Below are 16,477 nucleotides of genomic sequence, written 5' to 3'. Positions count from 1 at the left end.
GACTATGTCGCGCCAGCATACGCCAACAGAACTGAATGATGCATTAAAAGGAACGAAACCCACTTTTCTGATGCTGTTGTTTTTTAGTTGTGTGATTAATATGCTTATGCTGGCGCCGGCAATTTATATGCTACAAGTATACGACCGCGTGCTGGTGAGTAAAAATACCACCACGCTGTTAATGCTAACCTTATTGATTGTCGGCTTGTACATCGTTATAGCCATGATTGAATCCGCCCGCGCGCAGGTCATGGTCAGGCTTGGCAACCGGCTGGATATAAAGCTAAGCCAGTTAGTCTTTAACGCGGCATTTAAAAGAAAGATGGTTACCGGCGATAACAACCCGGCGCAATCTTTAGCCGAACTGGATCAGCTCCGTCAGTTTCTTTCCGGGAATAGTCTGTTCGCTCTGCTGGATATTCCCTGGACGCCGATATATCTGTTCATCGCTTTTTTGGTCCATCCCCTGCTGGGATACCTTTCTCTCGGCGGAATAACGTTATTATTTATTCTGGCGCTGGTCTCGGAAATCTCTACCAAACGCCCGATTCAGCAAGCGCACGCCTTAACCATTAACAATGCCAGCAAACTGAATAAACAGCTGCAAAACGCCGATGCCATTGAGGCGATGGGAATGCTCTCGACCCTGAAGTCCAACTGGCAGGAGCAGCATAACAAAGTGCTGGCGCTACAAACGCAGATTGCTGACAAAACGGCCGGGTTGAGCAGCCTCAGCCGCTTTGTGCGGGTGTTGCTGCAATCTATTGCGCTGGGTGCCGGGGCTTTACTGGTGATCGGTGGCCATATTACTCCGGGCTTGATGATCGCCGCCTCGATCATTCTTGGCCGCGTCCTCAACCCGGTAGAACAAGTTATTGGCAGCTGGAAGCAGTTCGTGCAGTTTCGTAGCGCGTGGCATCAGCTCTCAACCTTGCTGAAGGAGTATCCGGCACCGAAAGAGGTACTGACCCTGCCGCGTCCGAACGGCAACATCAGCGTCGAAAGCGTCTTCGCCGCAGCTCCCGGCCAGCCTTCCCCGCTACTGCGTAATATCGCATTCCAGCTGGAGCAAGGTGAAGTCCTGGGGATTATCGGCCCCTCAGCCTCAGGGAAAACCTCGCTGGCAAAGGTTCTGGTTGGTGTCTGGAAACCGTTATCAGGGAAAGTCAGATTAGACGGCGCAGATATTTGTCAGTGGGATAAAGCGCTGCTAGGCCCGTCTATTGGCTATCTGCCGCAGGATGTAGAACTGTTTGACGGTACCATCGCGCAAAACATTGCCCGTTTCGCGCAGAATGACAGTGAGCTTATCGTCGCCGCCGCCTTACTGGCAGGCGTTCATGAGATGATCCTGCGCTTGCCACAAGGTTATGACACGCTGTTGGGCGCAGGCGGATACCAGCTCTCTGGCGGGCAGCGACAGCGTATCGGGCTGGCTCGCGCCGTTTACAACAACCCTGCGTTTATCGTGCTTGATGAACCGAATGCCAATCTTGACGACGCGGGGGAATTCGCACTCGTTAAAGCCATCAATACCCTTCGTACACAGGGACAAACTACCGTCATTATCTCACACCGCCCGACGCTGCTCGGCGTGGTCAATAAGGTTTTGCTGCTTAACGATGGCGCCATACAGGAGTTTGGTACCCGCGATCAGGTTTTTGCCCATTTGCGTCAGGCCAACGTACTGAAACCGGTGGCTACGCCTTCTCCATCCACGACTGAACAGCAACGTGAGGCCTGATGATGAAAAAGAATCCCCACAATACGGCATCTGCTGGCGTAGATACCAATATCTGGTCGCCGATTATCCGGGGCGTGATCGTCATTGTGCTTGGTGTCGGTAGTTTTATCCTCTGGGCAGTGCAAGCTCCGTTAGATGCGGGCGTGGTCGCTGATGGTACGGTAACCGTATCGAGTAACCGCAAAACCATTCAGCATCTGAGCGGCGGTCGGGTAACGGATATCTTTATCAAAGAAGGCGACTTCGTGAAGAAAAATCAGGTTCTCGTCCGGTTGGATAAAATGCAGCTCGAAATGCGTTTTAGCGCGTTAAATGCCCAGTATATTTCTGCAAAAAGTATCGAAGATCGTCTGTTGGCAGAACGCGATGGCCTGGAAGCGATCCGCTTTAATACGACGCTGACGCAGCAATTCTCTGGCAATAAACGGCTGACAGAAGTCAGAAATCTGCAGGCCAAGCTTTTCGATACGCGTCGCAAAACGATTCAGGACGAACTGTCGATGATTGAGGAGACGCTCGATGGTCTGGTTGGGCAAACGGATAATCTCAATAAAATAAAAGGCTATCGCGACCACCAGTTTTCTCTGATTAACCGGGAGTTGGGGGCTATTCGCGCGCTGAGCGAAAAGAATTATTACCCCAAAGCGCAATTACTGGTGCTGGAGCGCGAGGCGGCTGAAATATCTGGCAGCGTTTCAGAAGATATTCTTAACATTGCCAAACTGAAATCGCAGCAAAACGAATTAAAAATTAAAGCCTACCAGGTGCGTCATCAATATTTACGTGAAGTTGAGTCTGAACTGACGGAAAACCAAAAAGAAGTGGCGATGCTGGAGGATGAACTGGTGTCCATCCGTCACGAGCTGGATAACACCGAGATCCGCTCACCGATTAACGGTATCGTGCTGGATGTTAAAGTCAGTACCGTGGGCGGCGTCATTCAACCCGGCGAACATCTTATGGATATTGTCGCCGCCGGACAACCCATGCAAATTGATGCCAAAATACCCGTGCATGCCATTGATAAACTAGTCCCCGGCTTAACCGTTGATGTGCTTTTCCCTGCCCTTAACCATGCCCTGTTGCCGTCGGTTCCGGCCCGGGTTCTGACTATCTCGGCGGACCGCTTAATTGATGAAGCCACTCAGCAGCCTTACTACCTTGCGGAAGTACAGGTTTCAGCAGAGGGCGCGCGTTTGCTGGGCGATTACAAAATTAAAGCGGGAATGCCTGCCAGCGTGACGATCAAGACCGGTGAGCGAACCCTGATGAGTTACCTGTTTAAACCGTTGATTGCCCGTCTGGAACTGGCTTTTAAAGAGTATTGAGCCATCCATTGCCGGTATGGCGTACGGCTTGTCGCGCCATACCGTTTTCTGCCGTTGCTGGCAGCTTTGCTTTCTTGTAACCTTCTTTCCGTCTCACTACTGACAAAATCTGGAACCACTGAACTGGACTTCATATGAATGCTCATATTTCTAAAGACCCTTTACATGGCGTAACGCTTGAAATGCAGGTCAATGCCCTGGTTGAACGTTATGGTTGGGCTGAACTGGCGCAACGCATTAATATCAACTGCTTTAAAAATGAACCGAGCGTTAAATCCAGTCTGAAGTTTCTGCGCCGTACGCCGTGGGCGCGGGCAGAAGTTGAAGCGCTGTACCTTGATTCGCTGCATGACCTGGCCTCAAACAACACCCCCGAACCGGCCTTCGATCCCTGGGCTAACAGCCGCAATAAAAAGAAATAAGAGCAAAATCAGATGGCAGCATCCGGTTTCTTTTCAGGAAATTATCAGAAAAAACTGGCGAAGATTCTCGCCCGTTCTCGTGCCAGACTACCGCTGACCAACATGAAATGGTTTGCTGTACTCGTAGGCAGTATGTTGTTACTGGGCAGCTGTTCTTCACAACCGCCTGGCCCCAAAACCACTCCGCTACCTCCGGTGAGCAAACCACAGCAGAGCAAGGAGCCAGTGCGCGGGATCTGGCTGGCGACAGTTTCACGTCTAGACTGGCCACCTATCTCATCCGTGAACATCAGTTCGCCTGCCGTACGCATCAGCCTGCAGCAAAAAGCGCTGACGGATAAGCTGGACAACCTGAAACGGCTTGGTATTAACACCGTTTTTTTCCAGGTTAAGCCCGATGGGACCGCATTGTGGAAGTCAAAGATTCTACCGTGGTCAGATACCCTGACCGGTACGATTGGCCAGGATCCGGGTTACGATCCGCTGCAGTTTATGCTCGATGAAGCGCATAAACGCGGAATGAAAGTTCATGCCTGGCTTAACCCCTACCGTGTTTCCGTGAACACCAAACCTTCGACGGTCACTGAATTAAACAGCACGCTGTCACAGACGCCGTCCAGCGTATACGTCCTGCATCGGGACTGGATCCGCACTGCGGGCGAGCGTTTTGTGTTAGACCCCGGTATTCCCGACGTGCGCGACTGGATCACCAGCATCGTGGCGGAAGTGGTTGAGAATTACCCGGTTGATGGCGTGCAGTTTGATGATTACTTCTATACCGAATCTCCCGGCTCTGCGCTCAACGACAGCCAGACCTTCAGAAGATACGGCCAGGGATTCGCTTCCAAGGCTGACTGGCGTCGCGATAACACGCAACGGCTGATTGCCCAGGTATCGCGGACCATCAAGAAACTCAAGCCTGAGGTTGAATTCGGCGTCAGTCCTGCGGGCGTGTGGCGCAACCGTTCGCACGATCCAGCGGGCTCCGACACGCGCGGCGCGGCAGCGTATGATGAGTCGTATGCAGACACCCGCCGTTGGGTGCAACTAGGTTTGCTGGATTACATTGCACCGCAACTCTACTGGCCTTTTGCCCGCGACGCAGCGCGTTACGATGTACTGGCAAAATGGTGGGCAGATGTCGTGAAATCAACCAACACCCGCCTCTACATTGGTGTAGCGCTGTATAAAGTTGGTGAACCATCGAGAAAAGAGCCAGACTGGACGGTAAAAGGCGGTGTGCCGGAACTGAAAAAGCAGCTCGATTTAAACGAATCCGAACCGTACATCAACGGCACGATCCTGTTTCGCGAAGATTATCTTAATCAACCTCAAACGCAGGAAGCCGTGACCTATCTTCGTAATCGTTGGGGACGTTAATAGTTGTCCTCTGGTCAGTTTAGCGAGGAAATGTAGCGGGGAAACATTGCCCCGCTCAGCTTTAATTTTCCGGGAAGTGTTGCGGCCGTATCTGCGTCACCGGGACATTAGCCGGCGGACATTATCATTAATTTGTTTCTGTATCGTATTCAGCGTAGATAGCGTTATCTGATCGGGGTATTTGTCCCTGGCGATAGCGCTCAATGCAGTGGCAAAGTGACAGACTTTTTCGATTATGCCGTTCACATGGTCAGCAGATAACTCAGCTTCCTGAACGCCAAGCGACTGAAGGTGCTTTCTTTCGATATCCAGCGCCTCTCCCAGCACGTCCATTTGGTGATACCCTCCAGGCCCTTCGCACCAGGTGACATCGTAAGCCGGAGCCAGAGTCCAGTTTCCATCGGCTGACATTAAATAGGCAAAATTCTTCGGATGATCGTCGCGATTGTTAAAAGCCACGTTGAAAACCACACGTTCAAACGCTTTTGCCTTTTCTCTGACATCATTGGTACAAATCTGCGTGGCGCGCAGAAAATCCCGGTAGTCTAAAGCGCCGGGTATCTGGTAATTTGCCCCGGTAAGTGCAGCCAGGCTCTGCATAGGAATTCGTGTCGACTGGTCACGGTCGAAACGGCGAGTGGCAAATGCCGCCTGTCCGCCGGGCAGATTGAAATACGCCGTATCAGGCGTGGTTATCCCACATTGGCGCAAGCATTCAGCATAAACCGCTTCGATGGCACATACCTCAGCATGCTCATGCCTGGCGGGAAATTTAATCAGCCAGCTTTCGCTCCCGGGTAGCGGCGCCGTGGTGAATTTTGACGTGACAGTGTCACGATAAAGTAGCGCCTTAGGCCTTGCTCCCTGTGGCGAACCGCCCATCTGGAGCAGTTTTTGCAAAAATTCCCCGCCTTCGCCGCTCAGGACTTCCTGAACCTCAGCGGCCAGTTGTTCGAGAGGAACATCCTCTTTTGACAGCATCTCGACATCTGACTGAACGGGCTGGAATGTCATGGCGCCCATCGCGTTGTTGCCGACCCAGGTTAAGCGCTCCAATGGACCAATGCGTGCTGCGTTGAGCCCGCGGCGTTTAAATAGTCGGTCCATCAACAGCATACCCCAGCCGTCAGGTAGCGAATCATAGACTGGCCCAGGTAATCCCAGCTGATGAGCCGGGAAATCCCTGCGTAAACGGGGACCGTTCAGCGGTAACATCAGTCGGGACAGTTCCAGCCCCTTACGTAAGGCCTCTTCACTGTATTCAAAGGCGATCAACGGACGTCCGGTCAGGGCTGTGGAAGACACCAGTTTGCCCCACAGCCATTTCTCACCCCAGCCTTCATAGAAGACATCAACTTGCTCAGGCATCAGAATTTTTCCTTTTGATCCGCTGACGTGCCGCGCTCTTTTCGTAACGCAAAATATCATCCAGACTATCAATCCTGGGTTTGAATAACCCCTCCAGCGCATCGCCATAGCCTAACACCATCGCGACTTTGACCAGATTCTCAAATCCTACATTCTTACCGGTTTCCAGATTTGAAACGGTATTCACACCGACACCTGAACGCGCGGCAACATCAGCTTGCGTCATTTGCTGCGCGAGTCGTTCTTTACGCAATCTGTCGCAAAGCAGTTTGACGATATCAGCTGCAGTATTTAGCGTTAAATCCATAATATTGGCTCTTATTGGGATAAAAACGACTTTACACACAATATTATAGAGTTAAGTGGGGAATGATTCAAAGTATAATAAGACACAATAAAAAGGAGTTAAACCGGAAAATCTTGCTTAAGGACCATTATACTGGAGTTATCCGGGCACATTGTCTGTACCCGGATATGGTGTGGTTATCCGGCAACGCCAGGCTCAGGTAACCTGAAGGAAGAGACCAGCAACGCCAGTTGTTCCGCCTCCTCTTTCAGCGCCTGCGTCCGTGCTGCGGCATCATCAATTAATGAGGCGTTTTGCTGAACGGTGCTGTCCATTTCGGTAACGGCCAGCGTAACTTCGGAAACGCCCTTACGTTGTTCTTCACCCGCAACGCGTATTTCCCCCATCAACTGGCGCACCTGACGCACATTGTTGACCAGTTCTCCCAGACGCTCACCGGCATTGTGAATTTGCTGACTTCCGCTACCAACATGAGAAACGGATTCATCAATCAATGTTTTAATTTCCTGCGCGGCGGTGGCACTGCGCTGAGCCAGCGTGCGCACTTCGGAGGCCACGACGGCAAACCCTCTGCCTGCATCGCCCGCTCTGGCGGCTTCAACCGCGGCATTCAGGGCGAGAATATTGGTCTGGAACGCAATGCTGTCGATGACCGCGACAATTTCCACCATTCTGCCGGATGAGGCGCTGACGTTATCCATCGTAGAGATAACGCCCTGCATCACATCGCCGCAGCGGTTGGCCGTTTGCGCGGTGCTATCGGATAGCTCATCCGCCAGTTGTGTATTGCTGGCGTTTTGATGAACGGTCGCATTTAGCTGTTCCATAGCCGCCGAACTCTCTTCCAGCGCAGCGGCCTGCTGCGTTACGCGAGATGAAAGCTCCATATTACTGTCAGCCAGGCTAACGGCGTTATTCGCTACCACTGTGCTACTGCTTCTGACGGTGATCAGGATGGCCGAGATTTTATCGACGAACAGGTTAAACGCCTCGGCGATAGCCGAAATCTCGTCTTTGCCACGAACATCCAGACGACGGGTAAGATCGCCTTCTCCCTGCGCGATATCATCAAGTGCCTGACGGGTATCATCAAGACGTGAAATCAGTCGACGAACCACCAGCCATGATCCCACCAGCAACAGCGTCATGATAGGGATCAATACTTCCAGAACGTCCTGCATCATCACTTTGGCAAGACCGACAATACGAGATTCCGGGGTTGCAAGTCCTACGACCCAGCCGGTATCTGGCATCGGGAACAGCATTACTTGTGACGCGGTATTCAGGACGTTGTCGTTTGCCAGCGTGATAGTCTTCACCCCATCTGTCGGGCGCAAAGATTTCAGACCGTTTTGCACCGGGATAAGCCACTGCACGCTTTGCGCCAAATCGTTAATGGTTTTATATTTTGCAAGGTCGGCCTGCGGGAAATAGAGAATTTGTCCCTGCTTGTCTACCACAAATGCGTAACCACCGGTGCTGTTTCCCTGCTGCTGCATGAAAGTGGCGACGTTATCCAGACGGATATCGGTGGTAGCGACACCGGCAAACTTGCCCGCCTGTTGATAAGGCACGCTGCATGTCACCATGTTGACGCCTGAACTGGCATCCCGGTAAACGTCAGACCATAAACAGCTGTTTTGTGAATGGCCTTTGGCCAGTTGATACCAGCTTTCATTGTGGTATCCACTCGATCCTTCGACGTTATAATCATTGGAATACACCAGCTTTCCTTCAGCATTACGCGCCCAGAAAAAGCTTCTTTTCTCCACACCTGGGGTGAAGGCGTCTGGTTCTGGCCAGATGCCGCCGCCGGTAATAATCGAGTCTTTACCTTCACCAATAAGATGCGGAACAACGCTTTGGTACAGAGATTCATCGTTAGGTAACACTTCAGCCAGTCGCGACAGGCTGACGGTCTCACCTTCAATTCGGGACAATACGGTACTCAACTGACGGGTTAAACCTTGCCCTGTTTCTTCGATCAGGGCGGTGTTGATTTCAACGACGCGCGGCTGACCGCGCCAGAGCATAATCACCACGATAACAAGGGTCGTTACTGCAAGCAGCAGAATGCCGCCGATGGTTAAACGCGTTGAAATACGAGTAGGATACCAGGCCATACAAACTCCTTCTGCAAAAGGCTAACTTTTATCCAGTATCGGCACAGGCGTTTATATCTTTATAAAGTTTTCTTAAGTATCACAAAACAAATTAGTGACAGCGTCACAAATAACAAAACCCAGCACTTTGGCTGGGTTTTAATAACGGTTTAATCTTATTTAGATAATTCTTTTTTGATTTCGTCTTTTATTTTACTTAATTCACTCTGCGGATGTTTCTTACAAAGTTCAACGGTCAGAGGAACTGCAGTCGTAACGGTTTCGTTATAGTCGACGTAGTCACCACCTTTGAAGTCTTCGTCTTCATTGAGCACCCAGAAGGCCACCGGAGCCATAGTTTGTGGGTTTAAATCAATAAACTCCTGGCAGTTCATGCCTTTCGGAGTCACTTCAGTTTTAGCGTTATCTGTTGCTGCATTGACGCTGACACTGGTTAACAGCGCTGCGACCAGAATACCTGCTGTAGAAAGGGAGAATTTATTCATTGTAGTACTCCATTTATAATATAAATAATATCTACACTTGCGCTTAACACCGTTAATGTAGCTCGCGAAAAATAATACCCCTACAGTCATAAGAATAAAGATTGCTGTTATTGATATGGCTGAAATTTATATTTCCCATTACTGATTCTTATGTCTGAGGGATAAATGTTGCCCACAATGTGATCGTTCCGACGAAATCAGCAGATTCATACCCTGCCTCCTCTGCCGTTGCACCAAAACTGAACTACGCTGCACAAATGTTGATCATTGGTTAATAAATATCGGTTTATTTTTAACAAAAACAGCCGACGTGCCGCTGTTACTGACGTGGCACGCGTCCTGCATTGTTAATTCGCTAACAGAGATACGGAATCTGACAGACAACTAACAGCGAGAAGGTAATGACAGCCAAACCAGAGTTATTTACCCGCATAGAGCAAACCTTTAGCCAGCTAACGCCCAGCGAAAAGCGCGTGGCCGGGTGGCTGTTAGCCCATGCTGTGCAGATCCCATTTGAAACCGCGGATGGCATCGCCAAAGCAACCGGAACCAGTGGCATTACCGTCGGACGTTATCTGCGTAAACTGGGCTTTCGTAACCTGGAGGATGCCAAAGCCAGTCTGCGTGAGCTTCCCGTTGTTCCGTATCAGCCCTGGGGAATGAATGAACGACTGGACTCCTGGCACCAGCAACAAAGCCTGCCGGATCGGGCACAGCAGTCGCTGTTGCTGGAGATCGACGCTATTACCCACGTCTACCAGCTCGCACAAGGCGAAACGTTTTTACGCATTGCACAGCAGTTGGCGCATGCGGAAGCCGTGTACATCCTCGGGATCCAGTCCACCCGCGGGATCGCCAACGCCTTTTTTAGTCACCTGGAATACCTGCGACCTAAAGTCAGCTACTCCGAAGGCCTGTCCGGCAGTTGGGTTGAGTCGCTGAACTCGGGATTCAGCCAGCCTTACGTGGTTATTACCGATATGCGCGCCTACTCCGCTATTTCGCGACAATATTGCCGTGTCGCCACAGAGCGCTGCATTCCGCTGGCGCTCATTACCGATGTGTGGTGCCCATGGGCCAGGGATTATTCCATTGATTTACTTCAGGTAAAAACTGACACCGGACATTTCTGGGACTCACTGGCACCGGTGAGCTGTCTGTTCAACTTATTACTTTCTGCGGTGGTAGCGCAACTGGGTGACACCCTCGCAGGACGCCTGCAAACCAATCGCCAGTTACAACAACAATTTGGTCAATTCGAACAATAAACAGGAAACGTGCTATGTCAGAACTCCCAGAACTGGTCGATCTGTCGGTGATATTTCCGTCGCTGCATATCGATCTTAAATACGCTACTGCCGACAACATTACCGGCGCACCAATCTACCGGGAAGCGCGTTGTCTGTTGCACACTGAGGCGGTTACCGCGCTGGCTAAAAGCATCAGTATTGCGCAACTGGCCGGCCTGCAGCTTGTGGTGTACGACGCGTATCGCCCCCAGCAGGCGCAGGCGATACTGTGGAATGCCTGTCCCGACCCGCAGTATGTTGTCGATGTCGCGATTGGTTCCAATCACAGTCGGGGTACGGCCATTGACGTCACGTTGATGGACGATCGCGGCCATCTCCTTGATATGGGGGCCGGTTTTGATGAAATGCACGACCGTTCCCACGCCTGGCACCCATCTGTACCTCCGGCAGCGCAGCGTAACCGCCTGCTGCTCAATGCCATTATGTTTGGCGGTGGTTTTGTCGGTATTAACAGTGAATGGTGGCATTTTGAATTACCTGATGCCGCCCGTTACCCGCTGCTTGACGATCAAATAGATTGTTACACTGTCACGCCCATAACAACACAACATCCCCTTTAATTCTGGAGCCTGGTTATGAAGACTACACCTGCGTTAAACACGTTTTTCCGCCCCGCTCTGATAGCCGTTGCGTTAGCATTTGCCCTGCCCGCCGCACAGGCTGCCGTTCCCAAAGATATGTTGGTGATTGGTAAAGCCGCCGATCCGCAGACGCTCGACCCCGCCGTGACCATCGATAACAATGACTGGACGGTCACCTATCCCTCCTACCAGCGGTTGGTTCAATACAAAACCGACGGAGGCAAAGGCTCCACGGAAGTTGAAGGTGATTTAGCCAGCGGCTGGAAAGCCTCTGACGATCAGAAAGAGTGGACGTTTACCCTGAAAAACGATGCCAAATTCGCCGACGGAACGCCGGTAACGGCAGATGCGGTAAAGCAATCCTTTGAACGTTTGCTCAAGATTGGTCAGGGACCTGCGGAGGCTTTCCCAAAAGATCTGAAGGTCGACGTCATTGATAACAACACGGTGAAATTTACCCTCAGCCAGCCGTTTGCCCCGTTTCTGTATACGCTGGCAAATGACGGTGCCTCAATCATTAACCCGGCCATCTTAAAAGAGCATGCCGCAGACGATGCCCGCGGATTCCTGGCGCAGAACACGGCTGGATCTGGTCCCTTCATGCTGAAGAGCTGGCAAAAGGGACAACAACTGGTGCTGGTGCCTAACCCGCATTATCCCGGTACAAAACCGACATTTAAGCGTGTCTCAGTCAAAATCATTGGTGAAAGCGCCTCCCGTCGCCTGCAATTGTCGCGTGGCGATATCGACATTGCCGATGCGCTGCCTGTTGACCAGCTTGCCGCTTTGAAACAGGAAGGCAAAGTGAACGTGGCGGATTATCCCTCGCTGCGCGTGACCTATCTGTATCTCAACAACAGTAAAGCCCCGCTCAATCAGGTGGATTTACGCCGTGCCATCTCGTGGGCCACTGATTATAAAGGCATGGTTAACGGGATCCTGAGCGGCAATGGAAAGCAAATGCGTGGCCCGATCCCTGAAGGCATGTGGGGTTTTGACGATAAGGCCATGCAGTACAGCTTCGATGAAGCCAAAGCCAAAGCCGCGTGGGACAAAGTTGCTAGCAAACCTGAAAGCCTGAGCTTCCTGTACTCTGATAATGACCCTAACTGGGAACCTATCGCTCTCGCCACCCAGGCAAGCCTTGGCAAACTGGGCATTAAGGTGAAATTGGAAAAACTGGCAAACGCCACCATGCGCGACCGCGTGGGCAAAGGCGATTACGACATTGCCATTGGCAACTGGAGTCCGGATTTTGCCGACCCGTACATGTTTATGAACTACTGGTTTGAGTCAGATAAGAAGGGTTTGCCCGGTAACCGTTCGTTCTATGAAAACGGTGAGGTCGATAAGCTGCTGCGCAGCGCGCTGGCCACAACCGATCAGGTGGCCAGAACCAATGACTACCAGCAGGCGCAAACCATCGTGATTGATGAAGCGGCCTACGTCTATTTATTCCAGAAAAACTATCAGCTGGCGATGAATAAAGACGTCAAAGGATTTGTATTCAACCCCATGCTGGAACAGGTCTTCAATATCTCCACCATGAGTAAATAAGCCACGTTTATGCGGAGCCGCTCTGGCTCCGCAAGGGGAAGCTAATGACGTTCTGGAGTATTTTACGCCAGCGATGCTGGGGACTTATTCTGGTGATTATCGGTGTTTGCGTAATCACCTTTATTATTTCACACCTGATACCTGGCGACCCCGCGCGGCTGCTGGCGGGCGATCGCGCCAGCGATGAAATTGTCGAAAATATTCGCCAACAGTTGGGGCTGAATCAACCGCTGTATGTCCAGTTTTTTCGCTATGTCAGCGATATTTTTCACGGCGATTTAGGCACTTCCATTCGCACCGGACGTCCGGTACTGGATGAGCTGCGCATTTTCTTCCCCGCGACCCTTGAATTGGCTTTCTGCTCTTTGTTGCTGGCGCTGGTGATAGGTATCCCGCTGGGTATTTTATCTGCGGTCTGGCGTAACCGCTGGCTTGATCACCTTGTTCGGCTAATGGCAATTACCGGTATCTCCACGCCTGCATTCTGGCTGGGGCTGGGGGTTATCGTGCTGTTTTACGGTCATCTGCAAATTTTACCCGGCGGTGGGCGTTTAGACGACTGGCTGGATCCACCTGCTCACGTCACCGGTTTCTACCTGATTGATGCTCTGCTGGAAGGCAACGGCGAAGTCTTTTTCAATGCGCTTCAGCACCTGATTTTGCCATCGCTGACATTGGCTTTTGTACATCTTGGGATCGTTGCCCGTCAGATTCGTTCCGCCATGCTGGAGCAACTGAGTGAAGATTACATACGTACCGCCCGCGCCAGCGGGCTCCCGGGCTGGTACATCGTGCTGTGCTATGCATTGCCTAACGCACTTATCCCATCAATCACCGTCCTCGGCCTGGCGCTGGGCGATCTGCTCTACGGTGCGGTATTGACCGAAACGGTCTTTGCCTGGCCTGGCATGGGTGCCTGGGTGGTGACCTCTATTCAGGCACTCGACTTCCCGGCGGTAATGGGATTTGCGGTGGTGGTCTCGTTCGCCTATGTGCTGGTCAACCTGGTGGTGGATTTACTTTATCTGTGGGTAGACCCTCGAATTGGACGTGGAGGTGCTGAATGATGCTCACACAAGAAACACCGACCACCCCTCAGACAGCACGTCGCCGCACGGACTGGGCCAAACTGTTCTGGATGATGAAAAGTAGCCCGCTGACTCTGGTTGGCGGGGTCATCATCGTATTGATACTGCTGCTGATGGTGCTGTCGCCGTGGATAACACCCCACGATCCGAATGCCATCAATTTGAGTGCGCGCCTGCTGCCCCCGTCAGCCGCTCACTGGTTTGGAACCGATGAAGTCGGTCGCGATCTGTTCAGCCGCGTTCTGGTAGGAAGTCAGCAATCTGTCGTTGCGGGTCTGGTGGTAGTGGGTATCGCCGGGGGATTGGGTTCACTGCTGGGTTGCTTGTCGGGTGTCATGGGCGGGCGTGCCGACGCGATAATTATGCGGATGATGGACATTATGCTGTCCATTCCTTCGCTGGTGCTGACGATGGCGTTGGCCGCCGCGTTGGGCCCCAGCCTGTTTAACGCCATGCTGGCGATTGCAATCGTCCGTATCCCATTCTATGTACGCCTCGCCCGCGGTCAGACGTTAGTGGTGCGCCAGTTTACTTATGTACAGGCTGCCCGGACCTACGGCGCTTCACGCTGGCATCTGATTAGCTGGCACATTTTACGCAATTCTCTGCCGCCGCTCATTGTTCAGGCGTCGCTGGATATCGGCAGTGCGATCCTGATGGCCGCCACGCTCGGGTTTATCGGTCTGGGCGCGCAGCAGCCCAGCGCTGAATGGGGTGCGATGGTCGCAATTGGCCGCAATTACGTGCTTGACCAGTGGTGGTATTGTGCTTTTCCCGGCGCCGCCATTCTGATTACCGCCGTGGGCTTTAATCTCTTTGGCGATGGTATTCGCGATCTGCTGGATCCGAAAGCCGGAGGAAAACAGTCATGACACAACCCGTACTGGAAATCGAAGATTTGCATCTGAGTTTCCCCGGCTATCAAGCTGACGTGCATGCGCTGAACCATGTATCACTGCACATCAACCGCGGAGAAATCGTTGGTGTGGTGGGTGAATCCGGTTCCGGTAAGTCCGTGACCGCCATGCTCACCATGCGTCTGCTACCGGAGGGAAGCTATCGTATTCACCAGGGACGCGTTTCGCTGCTGGGTGAAGATGTGCTCAACGCCAGTGAGAAACAAATGCGCCAATGGCGTGGCGCACGTGTCGCGATGATCTTTCAGGAGCCCATGACGGCACTTAATCCGACCCGGCGTATCGGCCAGCAAATGGTGGAGGTGATCCGCCATCATCAGGCGTTAAGCCGCACGGATGCCCGCCAGAAAGCCGTCGCTCTACTGGAAGAGATGCAAATTCCGGACGCGCCGGAGGTCATGAAACGTTTTCCGTTTGAGCTTTCAGGCGGGATGCGCCAACGCGTGATGATTGCGCTGGCCTTTTCGTGCGAGCCGGAGCTTATCATTGCCGATGAACCGACCACCGCACTGGACGTCACGGTGCAGCTGCAGGTGCTGCGTTTACTGAAGCTAAAAGCACGCGCCAGCGGAGCAGCCGTATTATTTATCAGCCATGATATGGCGGTGGTTTCACAGTTATGCGACCGGTTGTACGTCATGTATGCCGGGAGCGTGATTGAGAGTGGCCCGACGCAAACCGTTATTCAACGCCCGACGCACCCCTATTCCATCGGCTTGCTGAAATGTGCGCCGGAACACGGCGAACCGCGCACATTGCTGCCCGCCATTCCCGGCACCGTGCCGAACCTAACCTGCTTACCTGCCGGATGCGCGTTTCGCGACCGCTGCTTTGCCGCTGGTCCTCGTTGTGAAGAAACGCCGGTGTTAAGTAGTCAGGGAGGTGCAGATCAACAATCTGCCTGCTGGTATCCGCAACTGGAGACAACACATGTCTGATTTTTTACTGGCGCTGCAGGATGTACATGTCAACTTTCCTGCGCGTAAAAACTGGCTTGGCAAGGTTACGGAACGGGTGCATGCGCTCAACGGTCTGGATTTACAGATTCGCCAGGGTGAAACGCTGGGGATTGTTGGCGAATCCGGCTGTGGAAAAAGTACGCTGGCGCAACTGTTGATGGGCATGTTGAAACCCAGTCAGGGAAGCTATTCTCGCCGTGGTGATAAGCAGCATAACGGTATGCAAATGGTCTTTCAGGACCCGCTTTCATCACTGGATCCGCGCTTACCGGTGTGGCGGATAATTACCGAACCGGTGTGGATCCAAAAACGGAGCCCGGAGCGTGAACGACGCTTGCTTGCCGAGGATTTGGCACGACAGGTGGGGATTCGTCCTGAATATCTCGACCGCTTGCCGCACGCGTTTTCCGGTGGACAGCGCCAACGTATTGCTATTGCCCGGGCGCTATCGTCAGAGCCGGATGTTATCGTCCTCGATGAGCCCACTTCAGCGCTGGATATCTCCGTGCAGGCGCAAATTCTCAACCTGCTGGTGTCGCTACAGGCGCGCAGAAACCTGACCTACGTATTGATATCGCATAACGTGTCGGTGGTCCGCCATATGAGCGACCGTGTGGCGGTGATGTACCTCGGGCAAATTGTTGAGCTGGGCGATGCCCAACAGGTTCTCACTCACCCCGCCCATCCGTACACACGATTATTACTGGACTCGGTCCCTAAAACGGGCGCACCGCTGGCGGAAGATTTGGTGTTACGTAAAACCGAGCTACCGGGAAACCGAACGTTGCCCCAGGGCTGCTTTTTCCGTGACAGATGTCCATTGGCAACCCAAGGTTGTGAGAAGAAACAGGCATTGCTGAAGAGTGATACCGGATGTGACGTTCGCTGCTGGCGGGCGGTTACATGAC

At 52.5% G+C, this 16,477-nt stretch carries 15 protein-coding genes; 11 read left to right on the top strand and 4 right to left on the bottom strand.

What is annotated here, in order from left to right:
• Nucleotides 1-4 precede the first annotated feature (4 nt).
• From OGY33_RS07830 to OGY33_RS07815, 4 genes are all read left to right on the top strand, one after another.
• Entirely contained in the window at nucleotides 5-1,744 is a 1,740-nt protein-coding gene (locus OGY33_RS07830; RefSeq protein WP_149607229.1) for a type I secretion system permease/ATPase, read from the top strand.
• Nucleotides 1,744-3,072 carry an HlyD family type I secretion periplasmic adaptor subunit gene (locus tag OGY33_RS07825; protein WP_188110081.1) on the top strand — a complete coding sequence of 443 codons (1,329 nt, stop codon included), beginning with the start codon at nucleotides 1,744-1,746 and terminating at the stop codon, nucleotides 3,070-3,072. The genes OGY33_RS07830 and OGY33_RS07825 overlap by 1 nt, the downstream gene beginning before the upstream one ends.
• Before the next feature lie 134 nt (nucleotides 3,073-3,206).
• Complete coding sequence (locus tag OGY33_RS07820; protein WP_032943454.1) at nucleotides 3,207-3,494, top strand: VF530 family protein; 288 nt, start codon at nucleotides 3,207-3,209, stop codon at nucleotides 3,492-3,494.
• Between the two features lie 12 nt (nucleotides 3,495-3,506).
• Complete coding sequence (locus tag OGY33_RS07815; RefSeq protein ID WP_191238510.1) at nucleotides 3,507-4,874, top strand: glycoside hydrolase family 10-like protein; 1,368 nt, start codon at nucleotides 3,507-3,509, stop codon at nucleotides 4,872-4,874.
• Between the two features lie 96 nt (nucleotides 4,875-4,970).
• Here the strand turns inward: OGY33_RS07815 and OGY33_RS07810 are convergent, their stop codons facing one another.
• The 4 genes from OGY33_RS07810 to hdeB all read right to left on the bottom strand — a co-directional run bounded on the left by OGY33_RS07810 (nucleotide 4,971) and on the right by hdeB (nucleotide 9,157).
• Nucleotides 4,971-6,242, bottom strand: a complete 1,272-nt coding sequence (locus tag OGY33_RS07810) for a type II toxin-antitoxin system HipA family toxin (RefSeq protein ID WP_191238509.1) — start codon at nucleotides 6,240-6,242, stop codon at nucleotides 4,971-4,973.
• Entirely contained in the window at nucleotides 6,235-6,549 is a 315-nt protein-coding gene (locus tag OGY33_RS07805; protein ID WP_048214194.1) for a helix-turn-helix domain-containing protein, read from the bottom strand. Before OGY33_RS07805 ends, OGY33_RS07810 begins: the two co-directional genes overlap by 8 nt.
• Nucleotides 6,550-6,725: 176 nt before the next feature.
• Complete coding sequence (locus OGY33_RS07800) at nucleotides 6,726-8,672, bottom strand: methyl-accepting chemotaxis protein (RefSeq protein ID WP_191238508.1); 1,947 nt, start codon at nucleotides 8,670-8,672, stop codon at nucleotides 6,726-6,728.
• Between the two features lie 155 nt (nucleotides 8,673-8,827).
• Complete coding sequence (gene hdeB / locus OGY33_RS07795; protein ID WP_003019999.1) at nucleotides 8,828-9,157, bottom strand: acid-activated periplasmic chaperone HdeB; 330 nt, start codon at nucleotides 9,155-9,157, stop codon at nucleotides 8,828-8,830.
• A gap of 401 nt (nucleotides 9,158-9,558) precedes the next feature.
• Between hdeB and OGY33_RS07790 the strand changes: the two genes are divergently transcribed.
• From OGY33_RS07790 to OGY33_RS07760, 7 genes are read left to right on the top strand one after another with little or no spacing between them, the layout of a single operon-like run.
• Complete coding sequence (locus OGY33_RS07790) at nucleotides 9,559-10,425, top strand: MurR/RpiR family transcriptional regulator (protein ID WP_048226494.1); 867 nt, start codon at nucleotides 9,559-9,561, stop codon at nucleotides 10,423-10,425.
• 14 nt (nucleotides 10,426-10,439) lie between these two features.
• Nucleotides 10,440-11,027, top strand: a complete 588-nt coding sequence (gene ddpX / locus OGY33_RS07785) for a D-alanyl-D-alanine dipeptidase (protein ID WP_003832991.1) — start codon at nucleotides 10,440-10,442, stop codon at nucleotides 11,025-11,027.
• Between the two features lie 15 nt (nucleotides 11,028-11,042).
• The gene (locus OGY33_RS07780) at nucleotides 11,043-12,605 is read left to right on the top strand and encodes an ABC transporter substrate-binding protein (RefSeq protein WP_048214191.1); all 1,563 of its coding nucleotides are present in this window, start codon (nucleotides 11,043-11,045) and stop codon (nucleotides 12,603-12,605) included.
• Between the two features lie 44 nt (nucleotides 12,606-12,649).
• On the top strand, nucleotides 12,650-13,672 hold the full coding sequence (locus OGY33_RS07775; protein ID WP_048214190.1) for an ABC transporter permease: 1,023 nt from the start codon (nucleotides 12,650-12,652) through the stop codon (nucleotides 13,670-13,672).
• Nucleotides 13,669-14,565: a D,D-dipeptide ABC transporter permease gene (ddpC, locus tag OGY33_RS07770; RefSeq protein ID WP_048214189.1), complete on the top strand. Its 897-nt coding sequence runs from the start codon at nucleotides 13,669-13,671 to the stop codon at nucleotides 14,563-14,565. The genes OGY33_RS07775 and ddpC overlap by 4 nt, the downstream gene beginning before the upstream one ends.
• Nucleotides 14,562-15,548 carry an ABC transporter ATP-binding protein gene (locus OGY33_RS07765; protein WP_191238507.1) on the top strand — a complete coding sequence of 329 codons (987 nt, stop codon included), beginning with the start codon at nucleotides 14,562-14,564 and terminating at the stop codon, nucleotides 15,546-15,548. The genes ddpC and OGY33_RS07765 overlap by 4 nt, the downstream gene beginning before the upstream one ends.
• The gene (locus tag OGY33_RS07760; protein ID WP_149607232.1) at nucleotides 15,541-16,476 is read left to right on the top strand and encodes an ABC transporter ATP-binding protein; all 936 of its coding nucleotides are present in this window, start codon (nucleotides 15,541-15,543) and stop codon (nucleotides 16,474-16,476) included. Before OGY33_RS07765 ends, OGY33_RS07760 begins: the two co-directional genes overlap by 8 nt.
• The last annotated feature ends 1 nt before the right edge of the window (nucleotide 16,477 follow it).

It is taken from the genome of Citrobacter sp. Cpo032, assembly GCF_030332975.1.
GTDB classification, from domain to species: Bacteria; Pseudomonadota; Gammaproteobacteria; order Enterobacterales; family Enterobacteriaceae; genus Citrobacter; species Citrobacter portucalensis.
Note: the sequence above shows the minus strand (reverse complement) of the source record. Positions and strands in the feature narration are given on the sequence as shown.